Annotated in this window: 16 protein-coding genes; 3 read left to right on the top strand and 13 right to left on the bottom strand. The window is 45.0% G+C overall.

The window, feature by feature from the left end:
* The coding region (tnpA, locus tag BMZ28_RS12845; protein ID WP_074823704.1) for an IS200/IS605 family transposase at window positions 1-267 on the top strand (267 nt) is incomplete at its 5' end.
* A 103-nt stretch (window positions 268-370) separates the two neighbouring features.
* On the opposite strand, the gene BMZ28_RS12840 is transcribed toward tnpA, so the two are convergent.
* From BMZ28_RS12840 to BMZ28_RS12805, 8 genes are all read right to left on the bottom strand, one after another.
* Window positions 371-1,747 (bottom strand): hypothetical protein, encoded by a 1,377-nt coding sequence (locus BMZ28_RS12840; RefSeq protein ID WP_047781389.1) that lies wholly within the window; start codon window positions 1,745-1,747, stop codon window positions 371-373.
* 92 nt (window positions 1,748-1,839) lie between these two features.
* Complete coding sequence (gene lpoB / locus BMZ28_RS12835; RefSeq protein WP_197723504.1) at window positions 1,840-2,457, bottom strand: penicillin-binding protein activator LpoB; 618 nt, start codon at window positions 2,455-2,457, stop codon at window positions 1,840-1,842.
* Window positions 2,458-2,514: 57 nt separating this feature from the next.
* Window positions 2,515-3,885, bottom strand: a complete 1,371-nt coding sequence (locus tag BMZ28_RS12830) for a COG3014 family protein (RefSeq protein ID WP_126467781.1) — start codon at window positions 3,883-3,885, stop codon at window positions 2,515-2,517.
* Window positions 3,886-4,079: 194 nt separating this feature from the next.
* The gene (locus BMZ28_RS12825) at window positions 4,080-4,763 is read right to left on the bottom strand and encodes a phospholipase D-like domain-containing protein (RefSeq protein WP_047781387.1); all 684 of its coding nucleotides are present in this window, start codon (window positions 4,761-4,763) and stop codon (window positions 4,080-4,082) included.
* 314 nt (window positions 4,764-5,077) lie between these two features.
* Window positions 5,078-5,650, bottom strand: coding sequence for a rhomboid family intramembrane serine protease (locus tag BMZ28_RS12820; RefSeq protein ID WP_074823698.1), 573 nt, complete (start codon window positions 5,648-5,650; stop codon window positions 5,078-5,080).
* Between the two features lie 7 nt (window positions 5,651-5,657).
* The gene (locus tag BMZ28_RS12815) at window positions 5,658-10,595 is read right to left on the bottom strand and encodes a DNA repair ATPase (protein WP_074823695.1); all 4,938 of its coding nucleotides are present in this window, start codon (window positions 10,593-10,595) and stop codon (window positions 5,658-5,660) included.
* Between the two features lie 209 nt (window positions 10,596-10,804).
* The gene (locus BMZ28_RS12810; protein WP_047781384.1) at window positions 10,805-12,988 is read right to left on the bottom strand and encodes a flotillin family protein; all 2,184 of its coding nucleotides are present in this window, start codon (window positions 12,986-12,988) and stop codon (window positions 10,805-10,807) included.
* Between the two features lie 124 nt (window positions 12,989-13,112).
* The gene (locus BMZ28_RS12805) at window positions 13,113-13,757 is read right to left on the bottom strand and encodes a ubiquinone biosynthesis protein UbiH (RefSeq protein ID WP_047781383.1); all 645 of its coding nucleotides are present in this window, start codon (window positions 13,755-13,757) and stop codon (window positions 13,113-13,115) included.
* Between the two features lie 283 nt (window positions 13,758-14,040).
* On the opposite strand from BMZ28_RS12805, the gene BMZ28_RS12800 reads away from it, so the two are divergent.
* Window positions 14,041-14,877: an N-acetylmuramoyl-L-alanine amidase gene (locus BMZ28_RS12800; RefSeq protein WP_232036556.1), complete on the top strand. Its 837-nt coding sequence runs from the start codon at window positions 14,041-14,043 to the stop codon at window positions 14,875-14,877.
* A gap of 44 nt (window positions 14,878-14,921) precedes the next feature.
* Here BMZ28_RS12800 and BMZ28_RS12795 read toward each other — a convergent pair whose 3' ends face one another.
* From BMZ28_RS12795 to BMZ28_RS12780, 4 genes are all read right to left on the bottom strand, one after another.
* Window positions 14,922-16,373: a DUF2867 domain-containing protein gene (locus BMZ28_RS12795; protein WP_074823692.1), complete on the bottom strand. Its 1,452-nt coding sequence runs from the start codon at window positions 16,371-16,373 to the stop codon at window positions 14,922-14,924.
* A 187-nt stretch (window positions 16,374-16,560) separates the two neighbouring features.
* Entirely contained in the window at window positions 16,561-17,568 is a 1,008-nt protein-coding gene (gene hcr / locus BMZ28_RS12790; RefSeq protein ID WP_074823689.1) for an NADH oxidoreductase, read from the bottom strand.
* 58 nt (window positions 17,569-17,626) lie between these two features.
* On the bottom strand, window positions 17,627-19,276 hold the full coding sequence (gene hcp, locus BMZ28_RS12785; protein WP_074823686.1) for a hydroxylamine reductase: 1,650 nt from the start codon (window positions 19,274-19,276) through the stop codon (window positions 17,627-17,629).
* 211 nt (window positions 19,277-19,487) lie between these two features.
* Window positions 19,488-20,390, bottom strand: a complete 903-nt coding sequence (locus BMZ28_RS12780; RefSeq protein ID WP_074823683.1) for a LysO family transporter — start codon at window positions 20,388-20,390, stop codon at window positions 19,488-19,490.
* Between the two features lie 233 nt (window positions 20,391-20,623).
* On the opposite strand from BMZ28_RS12780, the gene BMZ28_RS12775 reads away from it, so the two are divergent.
* Window positions 20,624-22,291 carry an ATP-dependent nuclease gene (locus tag BMZ28_RS12775; RefSeq protein ID WP_074823680.1) on the top strand — a complete coding sequence of 556 codons (1,668 nt, stop codon included), beginning with the start codon at window positions 20,624-20,626 and terminating at the stop codon, window positions 22,289-22,291.
* 13 nt (window positions 22,292-22,304) lie between these two features.
* Here the strand turns inward: BMZ28_RS12775 and BMZ28_RS12770 are convergent, their stop codons facing one another.
* Window positions 22,305-23,300: a VirK/YbjX family protein gene (locus BMZ28_RS12770; protein ID WP_074823677.1), complete on the bottom strand. Its 996-nt coding sequence runs from the start codon at window positions 23,298-23,300 to the stop codon at window positions 22,305-22,307.
* Between the last annotated feature and the right edge of the window lie 365 nt (window positions 23,301-23,665).

The raw sequence follows: 23,665 nt of genomic DNA, 5'->3' as shown, positions 1-23,665 counted from the left end.
CAATTAGATCACGTTCATTTATTAGTCAAGATCCCACCAAAGCTCTCAGTGTCAGAGGTAATGGGGCACTTGAAAGGAAGAACAGCGATAAGGCTGTTTAATAAATTTCCCTATTTAAGAAAGAAAAAGCTGTGGGGCAACCATTTTTGGGCGAAGGGCTATTGTGTAGATACCGTAGGTGTAAATGCAGAAATGATTCGTAAGTATGTTAAGTATCAAGAGAAACATGAACTTGAAGATAATCAATTAAGCTTAAAAGGGATGTGAAGCGAGGGCCCTATGGGTTCGAGCTTAGTACGCCCCTCAGGGGCGCCAAAGCAATGCCGCCTTCTATGAAGGCGGATTTTTACTTTTCAGATTTGTCATCCCACTATTTCAGGAAGACGCCACCTGAGTCACCCAGTCTTTGAGCATCAGCTTTTGGTTTCGGCTTAGCTTTAGGTTTAGCTTGAGTCGTTTTCGCCTCTGCTGCTTTCTTCTCTACTGGAAGAGGGGCAGCCAGACGGGCAATAGCCCCTTTCTCAACGGCGTCAATTTTACCGCTTTCTACGATGCCGTAAGAAATTTTGTCTTTAATCGAGTTAATGACAATAGTTGCTACTTTTTCTTCAGCCGCACCGAGTACTTCACCGGTATCTGGATCGACCAGAGCTTCGCCTTGAGAGAAGATATCAAAGCGATCGCCATCGTAAACCATGGCTTCACCGCGGTTGATAATCACTTGTCCGTTGGTTACTGCGACAACTTTAGCGGGGGTTAATTTGTTGACAATTTTATCAGCAATAACGTCGCTAATTTGCTTACGCGCTGTCTCAATGTATCTGCCACCTTGCTCAAATACGCTGGAGTCAGACCACTGGATACCGTGGGTTGCCGCTTCAAGCAGCGAGTAACGTACGGTAACTTTGGTTTTGTGCGAACTGCTAACATCAAACTCACCGGTTAAATCAACGCTGGTTACTTTAGTGGTGGTTTTCACACCGGCTTCAGTGACGTTAATAACCAGAATATAATCAGCGGGAAGGGCGCTTTGCTTAATATCAATAGAGTTATTTAGACGGCCTTCCAGAAATTTCTCTTCCTGTTCAAACGCTTTGTCATTCGTCGAGCTACGATCTAATACGGTAAAACGTTGTGATTGCACGATACGGTCAGTGATTTCCTGACGTAGAGTGTTAGCAAATGCTGAACGACTACGGTTACCGGTAGTAATAACGGCTAAACGATCGCGTTTGGACGAAGCTTGTGATGTTTTACGTTCAACTTTATCGATTTCAACGGTCAAAACAACGGTACAGCCTTTGGCATCACAATCACGAGTTTTAACTTTATAGCCTTTAACGGTACCCGAGCTGCGCGTATCGATTTGCGCACTTTTGCCGGTATTAACGGTTAAGTCACGATTAGCGTTACCGCCTACGTTAACATCGAGATTTTCTGTATAAGTACTGTCTACGCCTTTGTTACCCAAAAAAGAGTCATCTTTGTTCTTTTCGTTCTGAACGTAGGTGCCTTTTCCTTCGATAGTGGCATCAACTTTATCTTTGACACGAACAAAATCACCAGCGCGTTCTGACTGCGTACTTACGGTCATTCCGTTAACCTGACGAACGGCATCCGCTAAAGCCGAATCAACCGCTTTTTCGTAGGTTTCACCATATCCCTGTGCTTCAACGGTTTCAATTTTTGCATAAACTGCAGGTGAAAACGCCAAAAGACCAACCAGTACCAAGATCCATTTTTTCATTAAGAAAGCCCTAATGGATTAAACACGTTTATGTTATGCCGCAGAACGATTGTGGTTCTGCGGCATAACGCCAGAATAGTGACAGTAGCCGATTACCAGCTTGCGGTGCGGTTGTCGCCACGCTTGATGATTGGATACTCTTTTTCCCAATAGGCTAAGCCATCGTCCAGATTGGTCAGCGTTAGCTGGAAATAGTATTCAACTTGCTGTGTTTTAGAGTTAACACGTTGGTTTTGTTGAATGATTTTACCGGTTAATGAGAAGTCTGGTGCGATTACACGGCCATCTTTCTTAACGGTTTTTTGGTTAACCATTTTAGATTTACGCAGCTGACGTACTTTACGCGTCATTTCATCTTCTGGTCCATTAGCGGTAATCGCTGTTGTAACCACAAAACGACCTGAGTTTAACAGGCTAGAGCGGATTTTTTTGGTTAACTGATCGGTATCGATACGTTGGTCAGTGTCGTTAACAATGCCGGTTACGGTTAGCACATAACGACCGCCTTGTGGATGAACAAGTAAGTCTGAACTTAACATGTCGTCAACCATATTTTGGGCAGCCATTTCAAAATCTTTATAGTCCAGTCCCATCACGGCAACGTTATCGTTCTTACTATCAACATAGTAAGCGCCTTCCTGAGCACAGCCGGTTAAAGAAAGGGCAAAGGCCGCGGCAAGAAACGTTTTTTTGTTTAAAATATTCATCATCAAAGTTCTCAATACAGTTTAAAGGTCAGTGCGATAACGGTGCCTAACTGAATAGGTCTACATCGCATTCTTACTGGTTAACACGTTAACCTGCGGTGTGGTACTCGCATTCAGAGCACGCACATAAACAACAACGGGTTGAGGCGTTGCCGGTAAATCGACAGTTATTGGCGCTCCGCCCGACGGACTTAATTGCACTTGACCGCTTTTTGGCCACTTCACGTAGGTCACCTGAAAATCGTAAGGCAGCGTATGCCAGCTACGAATATCAGCCTGCGTGGTTACCGCTTGAGCGATACCGGTGATAGCGCCGAGTATCCTTACGGTACTGTTGTCGGAATTCATCATCGAAGCTTGTGCTGCAGTTTTTAGCACCGCTCTGGCTAATTCCTTGATAAGGATACCGGTAAATTCCGTTTTAAATTCACCCTGGATAATTTTATCCATGTTGGCGAAGGATTCCGTTTTGCCTCCTCCATTGACTGAAAGATTAGAAAACGCCGGGCTACCTGACTCAAGGGTCGGTAAAGCAATACCGGCATAAGCTACACGACTCGTGACTAAAATTAATGGTAAATCGACGCGGCGTTCTACTTTTTTAGACGAGGTTCCATTTTCAAAAATAACCCAAACCCCGGGTGCTACGCTACGACCTTTGTTGGCTAAATTAAGGTCAGCGCGAATTTGCTTGCTTCTGGTCAATGCATAGGCGCGTTTTAGGCTCTCTTTGGCTTTATTTAAATCAGCGGCACTTTCATTGTTAATCAGGAAGTAGAGACCATGCAGATAGAGTGAGGCCGGGTTAATATAACCATCATAGGGCGCCCATTTTGAAACATCGATACCCGATCCTTCAAGCGTTTCCATGGATTTAGAGTAGCTTTCCCCAAGCTTATTACTTTTTACTTCATTTTTTTGTGCATTAATTTCTTTGGAGAAATACTCTGCGGCACGGCGTTGACGGTCATCGACGCGGTTCCATTCTACTCGGGCATTAGCGAAATCAGACTGCTGCCAAAAGTTAAGGGCTTTATAGGTATTCACCATCACGCGGTCATAAACTCGCGGGGTGTAATCCATAATGTTGTCGTTAACTACCATGGATGCAGCTTGGCTGAAACCGGATGCGGCTAAATTCTGAGTTTCGTTATCTTTGATCAGGTTTTCTGCACCATCAAATACTTTGGTTGAACGATCAAGCTGATTAGTCATACGTAGCAGAGCACCTGCTTCCAGCGACCATAATAGCTCGGTGGTTGCATCAGTCTCAGCGGTGACGCCTTCAGTTAGTGCGATCTTTTGTGCTACTTCCAGATTTCCTTGAGAAATTTCGTAGTCAAAGTTCTTTCGAGATGGTGGATTAGAACAAGCCGCCAGAACGAGAGCAATACCACAGCAAAGCGTTATACGTTTTATATTATTATTCATAGTGTTTCTGTTATTTTTATAGAAAGTCACGATATTACATAAAGGGACATCAAACCGAGGGAACTTTATGCAATCATTGCGTAGAGTGACACTTCCTTTTTGAGGGAGTATATCTACCTTTTTTTGAGGGGTAAACTGAAAAGCGGTCTTTGATTTTTTTACCTCCATTTGCTTTATTTTCAGCAGATTATTCATCAACTAAACCTCTGCCACAGCTTAATAAACTCTTGTTGATAACGGGTTAAAAGTTCAGTGGAATCGGTGATCAGAATATTTTCGCAGTTGTGCAGCGATGCGCTTCTGGTCCAGTTAAAACTGCCGTTTAGCAGGTAAGTATCATCGAAAATAGCGAATTTATGGTGCATATGATAAGGACTATTATCGGTAACGATGGAGATCCCTTTATGTTGCAGGTAATCAATATCACTTCCCTGATCTTCTGATTTATCATTATCAGTGATAATACGTATCTGAACCTGGCGCTGGTGGGCACTGAGGATAGATTCGGTGATAGCGTCATCGGCAATAGTAAAAACGCATATATCGACTTTTTTCGTCGCCTGAGAAAGCATTGATCGAATTTTTTCCCGACAGGTTTCTCCTGGTGAGAAGTAGGCGGTAGAGTGGCTTTGCTTCTGTTGGTTGGCAATATCGAAGGTCTTTATGACGGTTTCTAACCATTTTAATACTGGCAGGAGGTTTTGAGGTGCGGTATCAAGCTGTTCTCTGACTAAATCAAAGGCAAGATTACGCATAAAGCCGGATTGTTCAGTACTTAAGGATTGGCTTAATTCTCTTAACTGAGTACGTTCACTGTGGCTTAATGTTAAATCAGCCAGCGTACTCTTCAGATATAACTCCAGTTCTTTATTTTCCATTACCTGTTTCTATCCATAAAACAATAATCAAGTAGATTTAATTTTCATTACGCGATATTCCAAATATTTTTGAACTGGATCACGTTATTTTATTGCTATTATTTTATCTTTTATTTAATTAAGCCTTATAACCGTAGTTTGCGATAATTGGATAATAAAATAAAGAGTTTGATCTCAAAAATTGACATGAGTGGATTTTTTTTCATTTTTTTGATGGTATTAACTCAATTTTTTAACAGGTGATCATTTCTTTGGTAATTTTTAATATAAAAATCTTTAGCGATAATAGGAAAGGGAATGAGGGAAATAATAAATTAAGGGGTGTGGTGACTTTTTTTTCTCATGAATTTTCTACTAATAAAAGCAAACGCACCTCCAGCAATGGCGCCTGCAATATGGCCTTCTGTTGATATGCCTGGTTCACTGGGGAGTAGTCCTGACGCCATGCCACCAAAATAAACTAAAATAAGCAGCGCCAAAATAAAATCTCGTATTCTGCGCTGAGTGAAGGCATTGATTAACAATAGCGACCATAAGCCAAAAATCCAGCCGCTGGCACCAATATGAATAGCCGAACGCGCAAATAGCCAGACTAATAATCCCTCCAGTAAAATGATAAAAACACTGGCTGAAATATAGTAGCGAATAGAATTGCTGAGTAATAATCCGCTTAAAATTAATAGCACCGGAAGATTGCTAAGCAGATGTCCCCAGTCACCGTGTAGAAAAGGAGAAAATAGAATACCCACTAACCCTTGGCTGGTACGAGGAAGTATACCAAACTGGTTTAAATAACCACTAGTCAGCGTATTCAGGCACTGAATGGCGATCAAGACGATCGCCAATATGCCAAGTAGTTTAATGCGCTGTTTTATCCACTGCTTCACTGGTCAATCAATTCCTCAGGGCTTGTACACTTTCTACCAGATCGGCCAGTTGAGCTACGACGCGATCGCCAACTTCCGCATTATCTCCGCCCAGTGCTTTATTCTTCATAAAGTCACGCTTTATCAGTCCCCAGCGTTGCTCTTCCTGAGGTGACATGATATTGCGGATTTCAGCCAGCTTTAATAAGTTTTCTTCTGCGCCACTGGTTAGCAGTTGAGCTTCACCTAAATAGTGATCGTCAAGAATGCGGCGAACTTCGGCCGGATTCATCACCGCCGAAATTTTCTCCGTCAGTTTATTCATATTACGATAGCTACCCTGAAGCTTAAAGCTCGGTTCAGTACGGTATTTATCTGACTGTGCAGCACTGGCGATATATTGCTGATTCACTTTTAACACCACGTCTCGCAGCGTGATTAATCGTTCAAGAATGGCAACAATTTCGGCGATCTCCGCTTCACTGTATTGATAGCTCAGCGCATTATTAGAGAACGGTTTACCCATTGCTTTATCAACAAATAAATACAGATCGCTCATGTTTCTCAGTGCCAGCGGTGCCAGTACCGGATTAGAGGTTAAGCTGTTTTCAATATAGCTCAGGGCAAATGCCTCTTCCATGCCACCCAGAACTTCGCCGAGATTATAAATATCCGCGCGGTTGGCCAGCATATCAGGAATTTTAAACACTTCGCCTGATTCGGTATAAGGGTTACCCGCCATCACGACACAGAATTTTTTCCCGCGCATATCATAAGTTTTGGTCTTGCCTTTCCATACCCCTTCAATTCGCCGGGTACCATCACAAAGAGAGATGAATTTTTGCAGGAATTCGGCATTGGTATGCTGGATATCATCGACATACAGCATAACGTTATTGCCCATTTCCAGTGCCAGATTTAATTTCTCTAATTCCTGACGGGCGGTGGCATTCGGGGCTTGCTGTGGATCCAGCGACAACACATCGTGACCTAAGGCTGGTCCATTAATCTTCATGAATATCAGGCCTAGGCGATTTGCGATATATTCCATCAGTGTGGTTTTACCGTAGCCGGGCGGCGAGATCATTAATAGTAAGCCCATCAGGTCGGTACGTTTTCCTTCACCCAACGCACCAATTTGTTTAGCTAGATTATCGCCGATGATCGGCAAATAAACGTCATTGATCAGCTTATTACGCACGAATGAACTGAGAGGGCGAGCCTTAAATTCATGCAGACGCAGCTGATTTCTCTGCTGGCTTAAGACTTCCTGACGCAGTTCCTGATAGCGATGGTAGGCTGGAATGAACTGCTTGCGTTGTTTACGCATCCGGCTGAAATAATCATCCAGGCTAAGCGTCAGGGATTGGTTTTGAATCAGAGGATGCTCACCCATCAGGTTTGTCACGGTGAAGTGCAAGTCGACTTCACTAAACCGGGTCTTTATGCCTTTATCTAACAGCAGGATGACGATGGCTTCCGAAATATAGCTTTTTAGATTTTGATATTCTGGCAGAGAGCAAAGCCCTTGCAACCAATTGTCTGCCAATGACCAACGTTGTGACCAGCGTTTGGCTAAATTCTGCTGTGAGCGGTTGAAGTCGCCCCACATATGGGCTTTTTCTAACTGGGACTGTAAGCCTTCCGACAGGGTACGAGCATATTTGCTAAAGCTGAATTCAACCGGTGTTCGGCCTAATGCGAAGCTCAAGTATTCAGCAGCCTGTGATTGTTGATAAGGCTGGCAGGCAATTGGGTATTGTTCAAGAAATAGGCTGAGTTCCGCTTCAATTTCAGCTTGAAGATCCAGTAAACCGGCATCGTTACGAAATAGCTGATGAATATTGATGCTGGTACGCGCTCGCTCTGGCCAAAGAGCGGGTAACTCTTGGCTATGAACATGCTGCCAGAAAAGGACGGCAATGCTGCGAGCATGTGGATTAAAGCGTAACAGATCGGCACTTTCCCTAACGGGGATCAGTTTCTGTAAAATGGCTACCGCATCGTGATCGTGGATGCCTTTCTCATAGCCTTCTTTATAGCGTGGTGAGGCAAAATCACGGACCAATTTTTCTAGCGCTTCTGGTTTATTAACCAGCGCTTTTAGGTTCTCGAGGCTCAGTCCATCCAATTCTTTGCTGGCGGCGTAAATTAGTGAGTAGGCCAGATACTCGGCCCGGTAAATATCCGGCGATTCTGACTCCAGCGATATTTGCCAGTACTCTTTCAGGGCTTCTAATTCAGGGCTATCAATAGGCTCTTGATAATCCGTACCCGTCAGGTGCAGATATAGTCGATCGCCTCTTGGCAAAATGGTCAGATCCAGTTCCTGTGTATTGACACTGAAACGATGGCGCGGACCCAGTTTAATTACGTTACCACCGTCTTCAAATATTTCGGATTTATCGCGCAGGCTGCGAATCGCTTGATCGCGGGCAGCCTTAAATTTGGCATCAATATCGTCAGCTTTAACGCTGTCTTTGAGTGCGCGTAAACGCTCGACAATTTCCCGGGTTTTTAATGACAGGGGGTCGGAAGCAAAGAACGCATTTAGCTCATCAAGAGTAGTGAACTTGGCCGTTCGGCGCTGTAGGCTATCCAGCAGCCGTTCAGCGGCAACCTGTAAATTCTGTGACTTGCGTTGACGTTCATCCAGTAGCGATTGCTTATGGGTTTCGAAGGTTTCCAGCATTTCTTCGCGTTTGCTTAGAATGTCATTGAGGAATTCTTCGTGTTCGTTGAATTGGGTTTCCAGTTCTTCCAACTGCACCAGCAGACGCGAGAGCTGTTCGTCACAGCGTTCAGGATCCGTCGCCAGCGTCAGCGCATTGGTAATGCTCTGGCTGAAAAGTTTAAATTGAGCGCCAAATTGGGCGACAGACTCCACCGAACTCTGTTCTTTACGGCGCTGCTGTAAACGTGCTCGCGCCTGATTCAGGCGGGCATAGATTTCTGAAATCGCCTCGATGATATGGGTTTGCTGTGTGGTGTCTTCGAACTTTAGTGAAGCCATCAAATTCGAGAGCATATCCAAATCAGCAGACATCTTGTCCATGCCGGCCATCGGCTCAACCAGTTGTGAACTGTTGGCGGCGGCCTGAGTTTGCTTATCTAACGCCTGCAATTGATCGGTGAACGGTTGCAGGGCTTGCTCGCTGGCAAGGAACTCCGCCGTAGCCAATGAGATGCGTTCCTGACTTTCAGCCAATTGTTGTTCCATCTCATCAAGACGAGACAAATCAATATAGCGGTAGTCGCGCAGGGTAATCAGATGACCTCGTTGCACGCTGAGATCATTCAGCGCATCAACAAACTGCTGGGCGTTATGCCAACTGTCAGGCAACATCAGAGACAAGAGCTGTTTCTGACGCGATGTGGCCTCATTCATGGCTCTGGTTGACTGACGACGAATACTTTCTACTTTCTCGTATTCATCCAGTACCAGTTCGCCAGTGTTGGCGATTTCTTTCAGCAGAATAGTGGCATTCAGGCTGTGTTCATCATTGAGCCAGTAATAAAGATCGATCAGTCGGCGAGCGTCTTGGCACAGTTTTTCATACAGCTGTGAAGATATCTGCTGCTGTTCAATCTCTTTGGCAATATGGTAGAGGTCGGATATTCCGCGTACCAGCTCGGCGTTGCCAATGCGTCCAAAGAAGCTATTGTTAGCCGGCTGTAGCGCAGCAAATTCATCGGAATAGAATGGCGTTTGCCAAACCTGCATCGGGTGAATACGCGTTGGCTCATCTGATTGACCTTCAAACAGAACCATACGGCCATCTTCCAGCATGGCATAACCATGGCCGAATAGCGGATTCTGCAATTTACGTTCAATCATGTTGTAGTTAAACAACGCCAATCGACCGAAATTGGGTTCGTAAAAAATATACATCACGTCTTCGCCATTAGGCGATCGACGAATACGACGGAAACGCATTCCATCCATCGGCTGGTCAAATGTTTTGTATTCACCACTTTGTAGATAATAGCCACCGGGGAAGATAATACCGTGATCTTCCGGAAGCTGAATACAGGCAGAACCAATCGCATCAATACGCTGTACGGTTTGAGTGATGGTGTTATAAACCAGATACCGCCAGGTATCTTCTCGGTAAGGCAGAATTTTTAGCAGAATCAGGCTACCGGTTTGGGCATACTCAATCTGTGCATCATCCAGCGATTGGGTTTTGTCTAACACCGCCTCACGGTAAATTCCCAGTCCATCTTCAGTATTGTTTTCACACTTGATGGTCAGGTCACCACCGATAGTTTCAACGAAGACGGTATCCAGAATGTTCATGTGTGGATGGCGGCCGTTAATCGCATTTTCGCGAGTGGTTTTTTGCCATTCAAAATCATAGGCCGGGGGCAGGGCGATATCTCGCTCACCACGGTTATCAATATATTTTATTTCAGTTTTATCACTGGAAATGGACCAGCGAAACACCCGAATATCGGTAATGCGCTCACCGATTTGAAAGCTGGCCAGCAGCTTGCCGTCACGTTCAACTAATTGCAGTAACTGGGTGTTTTTATAATAGGTATACAGTTCATTAAAGTCTTGAACGAAGCTGGTGATATTCAGGAAAGTGCCGGTTAAAGGAACCGACTCAACATCATATTCACCGTTTTCTTCTTTTAGTCGATACAGTGAAAATACGTCTTCAATGCGGGTTTCTTTCTTGAGTCCAATGAAAACGTTATAGCCGAAGAGTAACCAGTCGCCAACGCGTACAATATCCCGGGCGACGCAGTTATTTTCGGTACGGATGCGCATACGCCCAATGATATCCATCTGGCTTTTGCCAAACTCTTCCAGACGGCGTTGGTTTAGCTGGTGCGCTTTGTCGTGTATTTGTTGACCCTGTTCAGATAAACGCTTACGTAAAATATCATAGGCACCGCCTTCAGCAACGGCGTTATCCAGTAATTCTTGCTCGCGATTATTCACTTGGCTATCTGACATGGCGTTTAACGTTCCCTTGATCGAAGTTGACTTTATAAGCGTTAACTCGGGTTCCGTATCATGGCGCAAACGTCCTGTCTGGTCATGCGACATGCTGTATTGACGGAGAAATTAACTAAGATAAGCCCATGGAAATAATAGGCTTATCTTAATTAATGCCATGAAGCGACCAGACTACTGCGGTGAACCGCAGTAGTCTGGCTTATTCATTACTCTTGTGAATCGTAGTTATTTTTTGGTGCAGCAGCCGGTAGCGTTTTGGCAGCGGTGAATTGCTGAATCAACGCCTGAACTTCCGGGTTTTGTAATAACGCGTCCAGATCGAGTTTCTGACCCGCTTTATCGCTGGTTAACAGCTTCTGCACAACGTCTTGTACCAGTGGGCTCTTGTCTACTACGCCATTAATGGCTTTACCAACGCTAAGGGCTTTAGAGAAGGTATTAAAGAAGCTGCCGTCGCCACCCACAATATCGATGTTGGTTTTGCTGAGTGCCGCCGCCAGAACATCGGCTTGCTCTCTGGCAATTTCTTTATTGGCGGCGATAGAAGCCATGCTTTGCTCAAAGTGTTTTTCCAACTGCATACGGAACTCTTCGTGCTCGCGAGCCGTGGTATTCAGGTTACCCATAGCGGTAAATTTATCGGTTAAACCATCCGCTTCAGCTTTAAGACGCTGACGTACAACTTCCGCTTGGGCTGAACCTAGCTGACCTTCACCGCGAGCCTGAGCTACCAGTTTTTCTTCCAATACTTTGGCATCAACCAGACCCAGTTTCTCTTTCGCCAGAGCTTGTTGTTCATCACCGCGCGCTTGAGCAGTGAGTTTTTCTTCCAGTACTTTAGCTTCAGCCAGACCTTGTTTCTCTGCGGCAGCAGCCTGAGCTTCTTTCACTCTCGCTTCGGCCAAGCCTTTTTCCTGAGAACCGCGGGCTTCTGCTAGCAGTTTCTCTGCGGTGACGTTAGCCAGCACTAAGCCTTCTTTTTCTTCCGCTTCGGCCTGAGCCTGACGGACTCGGGCTTCTGCCAGACCCAGAGCGGCCTGCTCTGCCTCGATACCTTCCGCCATGCGTTTTTTGGCTTCGGATTGTTTAGCGGCAGCCTCAAGCTCAGCCTGAGCCATGGTGCTGATTTCCTGAGCTTTATGTTTAGCACTGTTTTCATCGGCTTCGGCTTGCTTCACCTGACGCACCAACTCTTGCTCGGCTTCTGCCTGAGCTTGAATGATGGTGACTTGTTTCTGGCGATCGGCGTCAGATATCATGCGTACTTCTTTAATTCGTTCTTCTTCCTGAGCAACGGTTTTTTCGACCGCAACGCGTTCACGAATAACGTTAGCAATGTTTTTGCGCTCTTCTTCCAACGCTTTTTCTTTTTCAATACGTTGTAGTTCTACTTCACGCTCACGAGAAACCACTTCCAGATCTTTTGCCCGGGTGACTTTCTCGATTTCGATGGTGACTGCACGAGTACGGTTTTGCTGAGCAACTTCAACTTCACGCAGGCGATTTTCTTCGCGGATTTCGATTTCCTGCTGAGTTTGAATTCGGGCTTGTTCCGCTTTCAGGCGTTCTTCTTCTTTAACGCGCAGTGTTTCAGCAGCTTCACGAGCTCTGATGCTTTCAATTTCACGCTGTTGACGTGCTTCAGCATCGGCCTGTTGGCGTTCCAGGGCCAGACTGGCTTCGCGGGTTTCCACGTTTTTCTTTTTAATCGCCAGTTCCTGATCGCGCTCTTTCTGGTTGGTTTCGATATTATGAATCGCGGTGATCTCGGTGATCTTACGGATACCCTCGGAATCGAAGATGTTATTCGGATCCAGTGAGCTCTTTGGCGTTTGCTCTAAGTAGTCAATCGCGACATCTTCCAGCGCATAGCCGTTCAGATCTTTACCAATTACATCGATGATGCGATCGCGGAAGTTCTGCCGATCTTCAAACAGCTTGTACAGCTCAAATTGCTTACCAACCGTTTTCAGTGCTTCAGAGAACTTAGCACTAAACAAGGCACTAACCGCCTGATGATCCGATGCGCGTTCAACGCCAATGTTTTTGGCCACTTTTAACACGTCTTCGGTGGTTTCATTCACGCGTAGGTAAAAGGCAACGGTGATGTCAGCACGCAGGTTATCTTTACAGATCAGGCCATCTTTACTACGACGGTCAACTTCCAGCGTCAGCAAAGAGATGCGCATAAACTCTTTTTTGTAAATGACCGGATAAACCAACGCACCGGTAAAATGGACTTTAGGTTGCGATGACATATCGTTGACGATCAGGGCGGTGCCTTGTGGTACTTTGATATAAAACGCTTTAAACAATCCAAAAAGGCCCAAAATTACAATGATGACCGATGCAATAATGGTTAAGAACGGCATTATATCTGCCATGACCATAGGTGTTTCTCCATGTTGTTAGGGTCCTGAGTCCCACAAGGACTTAATTGACTATTCATCTAAGCCCAAATGACTTTAGGGCCGTCAGATAGTTAGGTTTACAAATAAAATTGTTTGGTGTGACTTATAGCCGATTAAACTCGGTTTCACTCACCACTTCATAGCTATGTGTTGCCGCATCATAGCGGATTAATACCACGCGATCGCCTCTGACAATACCAGCATCTTCCGGGGCGCGTATTTGTAGGATTAAACCACCTCCGCCGTCTTCCATCAGTGCTTCACCACGTTGAAGGGTGACAATGGAAGAGCGAACTTCAGCGATTTTGCCAATAAGTCCGGTCACGCTTTTAGATTTATTATGATTGGCCAGTATCGGTCGCAATGGTTTCAATAACATTGAAGTCAGCAGGAGGGCGATAAACGCAATCAGTAGGAAAGCGGCTGTGCCTAATAAGTAGCGAATAAAGTCAGTCTCTATCCAGCGCAGCATCAGGTGTACGCTAAAATAACTGAGTAGCCAGCCAATGAGCGTCACTAAGGTAATAATAACGGTGAGGGGGATACCGGCAAGGCCGAGCTTGGTTAGCCAGCCCGCTAAGGCTGAGGCATCAAGGCTGTCAATATTCATATCCGGACTGTCAATGTTGAGAATATCAATGTCCAACAGGCCAAAGGCGGCACAGACCCAATAAAACAGGACAATTAATAACAAACCACTGAAAATAATGACCGGGTAAGATAAACAGTTTTGTAAGAAGAGCGTCATCAGAGTCCTTTCTTAAACGGGTGTTTTTACAAATGTTACTCAAGTAAATCAGTTTTTGGGTGCTTTTAACAGCAAAATTAGACCACTATTTGATATTAATCCTAAAGGTAATCGATAAGCGTATTAAATTTATGCAAACTGTATGATTAGTAAACGAATCAATGGTGAGTACGATGTTAATTAAGTTAACCAATTAAACTCAGGATGTTATTGATATATGTTGGTAATAAGTCAGTGTTAGGTTATAACGCAGATAATATCAATGTTAATGATAGGAATTATATTGAAGCAGGTTAAGTTTTTCTTTCAGGCATGTTTTTGTTTGCTGGTGCTGACTTGCTCGGGCTGTAGCAACTTACGCGATGCTGGTGATTATTGGGTTGATGAAAGCCATGTTGCTTTAGGGCAGGAGTCGCGCGTTCAATTTCTGGTTTTTCACTATACGGCAGAAAATGATGAGAATTCGTTGAGAATTCTGAGCGGTAATAACGTAAGCGTTCATTATTTAATTAATCATCAACCGGAACAGATGTCGGGTCGTCCGGTGGTTTTACAGTTGGTTCCCGAAGCGCAGCGAGCGTGGCACGCAGGGGCGAGTTTTTGGCGAGGCAGGAATAATCTAAACGATACTTCCATCGGTGTTGAGATAGTCAATGCAGGCTATCATAAAGTTGGCAATAAACGCAGTTGGGAGCCTTACAACGAGCGGCAAATTGATTTATTGATTGCTTTATCGTGGGATATTATTCAGCGTCATCATATTGATCCGGCAAATGTGGTCGGGCACAGCGATATTGCTCCTCAGCGTAAGATTGATCCTGGTCCACTGTTTCCATGGGACAGGCTGGCTCAGGTGGGAATCGGTGCCTGGCCGGATGTTGGGCGAGTGCAGTATTATCAGCGATTACGCGAAGCAGAAACATCCATTGATATCGCTGAATTACAGGTTAATTTAAAGAAATATGGCTATAAAGTTCCCGAGACTGGCCAACTGGATGATGAAACTCGTCGGGTGATTAAGGCCTTTCAAATGCACTTTCGTCAGGATAAATATTCCGGTCATCCTGATGCTGAAACCTTGGCTATTTTAGACGCTTTGCTGGAGAAATATCGCCGGTGATAAAATTCTGCCGCATCAAATTCATGGTGCGGCAGATGCGTTTATTATGGTTTTTTTGCAGTTTGGCGGTCTAGCTGCTCAGACAAAAAGGCGATGCGCTTTGCCATGCCTTTAAAGATAAACAGATGGGCTGGCATCATAATAAACCAGTAAAGCAGGCCACCAAATCCGGCAGGGTGCCACCAGGCGCGTACGTCAATTTCACGATATTGGCCGGTGTCATTGATGTTCAGCGTTAATCGTCCAAGTCCGGGCGCTTTCATACCAAACAGCATTGCTAATTGGCGCAGTGGTTTGATGGAGATAACGCGCCATGAGTCGATGCGGTCGCCGACTTTTAATTCCTGCGTATCCGGTCTGCCATAGTGGTTTTCTCCGCCGATGATATCGTCCATCCAGCCGCGGATATTCCACAGATAGTTAGCATAAAAATAACCTTCCTCTCCGCCGATCTGCTGCATCACCTGCCAAATACTTTCGGCGCTGGCGGTGGTTCGCAGGGTGTAACCAGCATGTTTAGGATAGAAAGCATAGCCGGGACGCCAGCGGGCTCGGGCTTCAGGATCGTAACCCCAGTCGGCAGAGTTTACCGCCGATTGCTCTTTATGCATGGTGGTTAATACCGCTTCTTCGTAGTTGATCAACTTTTGCGGTATCAGTGCCTGTAACGGTTCGGAGTCTGCGGGAAGATTATGCTTAAGCCCTTCAATTAACGCCTTCGCCGTGGTCGTTGGCACGGTGGTAATCATATTGAGCCAGTAAACGGAAATCAGCCGTGTTGGGAATGGAATCGGAATCAACAGCCGCTTTTTTCCGGTAATAGCAATAAACCGTTCAAACATATTTTGATAACTGATGTACTCCGGGCCAGCAACGTCAAATATGCGATTTTCATTGGATGGGTGATTAAGAATTTCGGTTAAATAAACCAGCAGGTTCTCTAGTGCAATAGGAGAAGACTTGGAGCGAACCCAGCGTGGTGGCGTGAGGATAGGTAGGCTATAAACCATATCGCGCATCACTTCGAAAGCCGCTGAACCGGCACCAATAATAATACCAGCTCGCAATTCGGTAACAGGAATACCGCTGGCACGCAGTGCTTCACCGGTTAATTTTCGCGCTAACAGATGTTGTGTTGTACTGCCTTCCTTAGGCTGAATTGCGCCCAGAAAAATAATCTGTTTAACGTTTGAAAAGCGCAGAGCCTGCTGTAAATTTTGAGCCGCTTCTTTTTCTTTGCGGAGGAAATCTGCCTTTTCCCCCATGCTGTGAACCAGATAATAGACGACATCAATATTGTTCAGTACTGGTGGGATCGTTGACGGTTGAAATAGGTCAATATACCGGCAGGTGACATTGGGGATTTGCTGCTCTTTTAGCCATTCAATACGTCTGGCCGCCGCAGTAACTTGATGCCCTTGGGCACTCAGATAAGGGATAAGATTTTGCCCGATATAACCGCTGGCTCCGAGCACTAATATGCGTTGTGGCGTCATAAGTGGGCCTTTAATCTGTTTTTATTACGTTATGAAGATGTTATCTAATGTGAACTTTAGCATAAGAAAGGAACGGGATGTTATCACTTCATATAAACTGAGCAGTATGTTGGGAAAGTGAGTTTAGTACTGACATATAACAGAACTTAAAAGCAGGGGCTTAAATTAAGCCCCTGCCTGTGAATAGCTATACCAGTTCAACATCTCCAGTTAACTGGCAACTGCAGGCTAAAACATAACCCTGAGCAATTTCGTTATCCGTTAATGTCATTTGGCTGGTGGTGGTGTAATCACCTTTCGCAATCTGTGTTTTGCAGGAACCGCAAACGCCGGCTCGGCAGGCGGCAATCACCGGAACCTGGTGTTGTTCCAGCGCGTATAATAACGTGGTTCCAATAGGTGCGGTAAAATGCTTATTAAGGCGATGAATTGTCAGATTAACCAGCGGATCGCTGTCGCTGATACACTCCGCCGCCGTGTGAAACTGTTCTTTGTGGAAACGACTGGCAGGAACGCCTAATGCCAGACTGATTTTCTCCACTTCACTCATATAAACGGCTGGCCCGCAAGTCATGACGGTACGTTGAGAGATATCGCTGACTTTCTGCTGTAGTAACTCTTTTGATATACGACCAGATAAATATCCTGTTGCTACGTCATGTTCCGCCATCAAATAGAGGGTAAATTGTGACGGGTAGCGTTCTGCCAGTTGCTGCCATTCTTGGGCAAAAATCACATCAGCTGGGCTACGTACATTATAAAATACCACTAAATCGCAGGTTGGTTGATTAGCCAGAATCCAGCGGCTCATCGACATAATCGGCGTGACGCCACAGCCTCCGGCCAGCATTAAATAGTGACTATCGGCAATATGTGAACAGGTAAATTCCCCTTGTGCATCGGACAACCAGAGAGTGTTGCCAACTTTGACTTCACGGGTTAACCAAGTTGAACCTTCTCCACCTGACAGGCAGCGAACGGTTAAGGTGATAAAACGGCTCAGTCCCGGCGAAGAAGATAGGGTGTAAGCCCGAAGAGTGGTATCGCTGTGACGAATGCTGACTAAAGCATATTGGCCTGGTAGGTAGGGATAAAAGTCCTGTGCTATCAATTCCAGCGTCCAGACATCGGCCGTTTCCTGCTGGATGCTGTGAATTTGCATGGGGTTGGGGCAGAGGGAGGTTGGCATGGTCATACAATAAACCTTGTATTACCGGGAGCGTTTGTCCACTCCCGGGAAATTAAACATAAAACTATGCGGCCAGAATGTCGCGCATATCCTGTTCTACGGTGGTGATCGAGCGCATACCAAAGTTTTCTTGCAGAATATTCAGCAGATTATCGGTCAGGAAGCCTGGCGCGGTAGGGCCGGTATAAATATCTTTAACTCCAAGTGCTAGCAACGTCAGTAAGATCACAATGGCTTTTTGTTCAAACCAAGAAAGCACCAGTGTGAGCGGCAGATCGTTAACTGAGCAGCCCAATTTTTCTGACAGTTTGACCGCCAGCATAATGGCGGAATAGGCATCGTTACACTGTCCAACGTCCAACAGGCGCGGTAATCCTTCCAGCGTGCCAAAATCTAGCTTATTGAACCGATATTTACCGCAGGCCAACGTCATAATCAGGCAGTCCTGAGGAATATTGCGGGCAAAATCAGTGTAGTAACTGCGCTCATCGCGGCTACCGTCACAGCCGCCAACTAAAAATACGTGACGCAGTTTTTTCTGGGCAATCAAGTCGATAACCGTATCGGCCGCGTTTAACAGCGTTTGGCGTCCAAATCCAACGGTGATCAGGTGTTCGAGTTCACTGTAAGGGAAACCATTCATTGATTGAGCCTGCTGAATAACGGCGCTGAAATCATCACCGTCAAGATGGTTAACGCCAGGCCAACCGACAATACTGCGCGTCCAGATACGATCGCCGTAGTTGCCTACGTTAGGATCAATGATGCAGTTAGAGGTCATCACAATAGGGCCTGGAAATTTGGCAAATTCAGTTTGTTGGTTTTGCCAGCCGCTGCCATAGTTACCGACCAGATGTGAGTATTTACGCAGTTCCGGATAGCCGTGAGCCGGTAACATTTCACCGTGAGTATAAATATTGATGCCGGTATTTTCCGTTTGCTCCAACAGCATACGTAGGTCTTTCAGATCATGACCCGAGATCAGAATGGCTTTACCGGCAACGGGCTTAACGTTAACGGAAGTTGGCGTAGGGTCGCCATAGATACTGGTTTCACCATAGTCCAGAATGGCCATGATATTAAAGTTCATTTTGCCGATGTTCATGGCATTATCCAGCAAGGTTGCCATATCGGAAGGATGCGTTCCCAGCCAAGCCATTAATTGGTGGAATTCACTGTAGATTTCATCATCGTATTGATCTAAAACCAGCGCATGTTCCATATAGGCGGCGGCACCTTTGAGTCCGTACAGGCATAGCATGCGCAGACCATGAATATCATCACCAATTTGTTCTTTGTCTTTATTCAGTGCAAATTCGGTCGCCTGTTCTAATAGCGCAGGCAGATTATCGGCAAGTTGTAATGAGGCAGTGGGATGATCGATTTGGACATGACTATCTACGATACGACAGCGAGTAATCAATGACTCACGCAGAGCAATGGCTTCTTTGGCATAGCCAATAATGCGCTCGGAATCAAAGTTGACGTTAGTTAAGGTGGAGAAGAAAGCTCTGGGTACAAATGCATCAATAGCATGGTCGATAATACCGAGTTCACGAGCTTTTACCGCGCAGGCGGATAGACCTTCTAATACCGCAACCAATAAATCTTGTAGGTCTGAAACTTCAGCCGTTTTCCCGCACATCCCTTGAGCATAAGAGCAACCGTTTCCAGCTGGAGTACGAATTGTTTGTTCACATTGTACGCAATACATAGCGATAGCACCTTTATAAGTTGTATTTTATATTCATGTTTAAGCATAAGACTACGTTGACAAGTTAAAAAGGAGTTTTTAATGCAACTTTAACATTACTTGATTTAAATCAATATATACTGGTCAAACGGTGTTAAAGCCCATAAGGTTTGAATGGATTAAGGTTGATTATCTTATTGATAATAATTATTAATATTAATGCTGGGTAATGTCAGGGGGCAGAGAAAAACGCCATCAGAATAGGGGCTAGCAGGCTGAGAATAAAACCATGTACGATCGCCGCCGGGATAATTTCTACGCTGCCGCTACGTTGTAAAACTGGTAGCGTAAAATCCATTGACGTTGCGCCACAAATGCCTAAGGCAGTCGATGCATGACTGCGAATTAAGGTGGGGATCAGCATAATAGCCACCAACTCTCGGGCAAGATCGTTGAAGAAGGCTGCACTACCCAATACCGGGCCCAGTGCATCCGTCAGTAAGATACCCGACAGGGAGTACCAACCATAGGCCGAAGACATGGCCAGACCGGTTTTAACCGGTAAGCCAAGCAGTAATGCGCCAATTGCACCACCGGCAAAGGCACTGATAACCACGATCAAGGCGACAACCATTCCGCGCTTGTTTAGCGTAATTTCTCTGAGTGTCATGCCGCTGTTTCGTAGCTGAAGACCTACCAGAACAAGCAAAAAAATCAGCGCAAACTGGCTGGCCTGAGAAGCATAGGTTAGCCATGATATATGGGTTAGTCCTAACAAAAAACCAATGACAACCACGCCACATAACCGCAGTGATTCCAGCACCATATGCAAACGCGAAGGCAGTTTCTTCTGATGCTGGCGGTTGCGCCATGGCCATTGCCGGTCCAGAAGCATTAAGGCCAGTATGTTACTGCTGAAGATGCAAATGAAAAATACGCTGGCGTAGAGAAATATCATTTGCAGATTGGCACTAAGATTATCCAGAAATGCCAGACTGATCCCCATAAAAAACAGGATCACGTACACCATACTGCTGAGTAATCGGTTGATGGTGCGCAGCAGATCAAGGCATTTTATCGGGATTAAATAGCCAAAAATTAATGGTAATAGAATGATAGCTAAACCTGAGTACATAATGAACTTTGCATATTATAGAGAGCACTGGATATGACTATTATACGCTAATTAAAACTGACTGAAGCGTAAAGAGCGATCCGCTGGGGATAGAGTGATTGATTTAAAAATAAATAACGGCTGTTTTTTACGGTGAATCATAGTTTTTGGCGCAGGCTAACATATAATTATTTGGTTACTCAGTAGATTGTTACCACAATGATGGACTTTTTGTTACCAATAACGGAGAGAATATGTACTTAGAGCGCATCGAGATAGTTGGGTTTCGGGGTATTAATCGTCTGTCATTGATGTTGAATGATAACGTGGTATTGATAGGAGAAAATGCCTGGGGGAAATCAAGTCTACTGGATACGCTGACATTGCTCTTCTCTCCGGGAACCGATCTCTATCATTTCAAGCCGGACGATTTTCATTATCCGTTAGGAGATGAAGCTTCCCGGCAGAATCATCTACATATCGTTTTGACCTTTTATGCCAGAGAAATCGATTCACCAGAGATGCCGAAGTTTCATCATCTGCGGCCGCTGTGGGTAAAGGGTAATAATGGCTTATCGCGTATTATTTATCGTTTGGAAGGGGAGGTTCAGGCGGATGGCAATGTTAGTACTTCACGTTCCTTTCTTAACGAAGCCGGACATGCGCTAGAGCTGAAAAATGTGGATGAGCTGGCCAGAGAGATTGTCCGCCTACATCCGGTGTTGAGACTGCGCGATGCGCGTTTTGGTCAGCGGTTTCGGCAGGGAGGAATTTTGCCCGATCAGGAAAATGATCCGTTAACCCAACAGCTGACAAAATTATCTGAAGAGCTGGAATGTAATCCGCAGAAATTGAGTAATAAGGATTTAAAACAGGGATTACAGGCGATTCATGCTTTGCTTAAGCACTATTTTATCGCGCTGGATGCTAAAGAGAATAGCGCTGCCGTTCGATATAAAAATGGACGATATCGACAAAATAGTGAGCTGTGGCAGTCACTTAATTATCTGAATCAACTAATTTCTGAACCAGAAAGCCGCAACATGCGGATGATACTGCTCGGTGTGTTTTCAACCTTGATTCAGGCTCAAGGCACGGAGCATTTAGATACCCGCGCGGTACCACTGTTGTTGATCGAAGATCCCGAAAGTCGTTTGCATCCTATTATGCTATCTGCTGCATGGGGGCTGCTCAATAATCTACCGTTGCAAAAAATCACCACCACCAATTCAGGGGATCTACTGTCTTTGGTTCCTTTAGAAAGCGTTTATCGTTTGGTTCGTCAGTCGAATCGTATTGCTGCTTTTCGGATTGATGCAGGGGAGCTGAATATTCAGGAACGCCGGCGAATTTCTTTTCATATTCGATTAAATCGGGCGTCTTCGCTATTTGCCAGAAGCTGGTTATTGGTAGAGGGGGAAACAGAGGTTTGGTTGTTAACGGAGTTGGCTCGCCAGTGTGGATATCATTTTGAAACTGAAGGCATTAAGGTGATTGAGTTTGCTCAAAGTGGATTAAAACCGCTGCTGAAATATGCCAGCCGAATGGGAATTGAGTGGCATGTGTTGGTTGATGGTGACGATGCCGGTAAAAAATATGCAGAAACCGTTCGGTTATTTATTAACGGTTCTGAAGATACTGAGCGGGATAGGCTGACACAGCTTCCGGCATTAGATATGGAAAATTTTATGTTTAAGGAAGGATTCAGCGATGTGTACTACGACGCTGCGGTTTTGCCTACCAATGTTCATATGCCGATGCGGAGAATCATTGGTAAAGCGATTCAACATAGCTCTAAGCCAGATTTAGCCATTGAGGTTGCGGAGAAAGCAGGGCAGTTAGGAATTGAGAGTATACCTCCACTGCTGAAGAAAATGTTTTCTCGGATATTATGGCTGGCTCGTGGCAGAGCCAGCCGCTGATGTCTTTTGTTTCTCAGTTCTGTGGTTCAGGTTGTGATTTGGATACGGCAGCCTGGACTGTGGCATCAGTCTGATTATTGAGGTTATTGGTAGTAAAGTGTTTACCGATTTCTTGATCCAATTGTTCAAGTAAGGCGTAGCGTCGACGATACTCGGCACGCTTTTTACTGGCAATATCCTCAATGGCTTTATGATTGGCGGAAAGTGGCAAATGGAAATAACCATTTAGGTCTTTTTCGCCTTCCTGAGAACGCCAAAATTCATCATAACTGGCATGCATTTCTTTGCGCTTAATGCGATAGCGCCAGTTGTGATAAATATGGGTATTATCCCCGACAGCAACGATATGGTCGAAGTGTAGGTGACGACCTAAAGAACGTAAGCCTTCCAGCGCCATTCGTTTAGGGAAAAGCCCGTGGCTGACCTTTGTGGCTTGTTGAATAATGGTATGATCGATATTCTGATTTGCGCCCTGGCAACCACCAATAAACAGGCATATTTTTCCATCCAACCGAACAATGGTAAAGGTGATTTTTGCCAGAGTAATATCTTGATGATCCTGAACAAAAAGCGTTATTTCACCTTCCCGATTACAGCGATCGTCACTCATTATTGAAACAGAAAGGGGAGTATCATCCTTACCCTTTATGTCAGCTAATCGATACCGCTTTTTTGACAGCATCCCCTCTCTAAGCTGAGCCGGGAAATGGCTGAACACGCTTTGATAGTGACTTTCTAACGCTTTTCTTGCCTGCTTTTTGCTTAAATTTGCGGCCAGATAGGGGCGATGCAACTTGCAAGGTAAGCTGGGTTGGACAGCCAGAATGGCAGACAAGTTAGGATACTTCACCAACGATTGTAGCAAGGGAAGCGTTTGCCTGGAGACGAGCAGACTGCGAAGCAGAAATTTGGTGCGGTAAGACTTCTTTTTCCATATGTCATTAGGACAAATGCGACCTTTCACCAAAGAAATCATTAAGTCCTTTGCACTCTTTGGAATTTGTTTCATTGTAAAGCACTTATCCGTGTTAGTTTTTTAGGTTGAGCAATTTATTATTTGATCACTTATTGTTACTTATTTTTGGGATTATAATTGAAACGCAAATTTTATCCAGACCAATGTATTTGTTTATTTCACCCGGCATAACCCTTATTTATTATTGGTGTTGGCTTATTTATTCATTGTCTTGAGTTTATTTGGTCTAAGGTTTGCCTTATTGGTTCTGTTGTTGAGTAGGGTTTTCCGTCTTTTTCTGTGATCAACTATTTGAATATTTCAGATATATCAGCTTATTTTTCTGATGTTATTGCGCCTTGCTTTCGTTAAGCTGACTCTACCTAATTAGCGATGTGGTTATACTATGATAACACGAC

The organism is Pragia fontium DSM 5563 = ATCC 49100 (assembly GCF_900112475.1).
In the GTDB taxonomy this organism is placed as follows: domain Bacteria; phylum Pseudomonadota; class Gammaproteobacteria; order Enterobacterales; family Enterobacteriaceae; genus Pragia; species Pragia fontium.
Note: the sequence above shows the minus strand (reverse complement) of the source record. Positions and strands in the feature narration are given on the sequence as shown.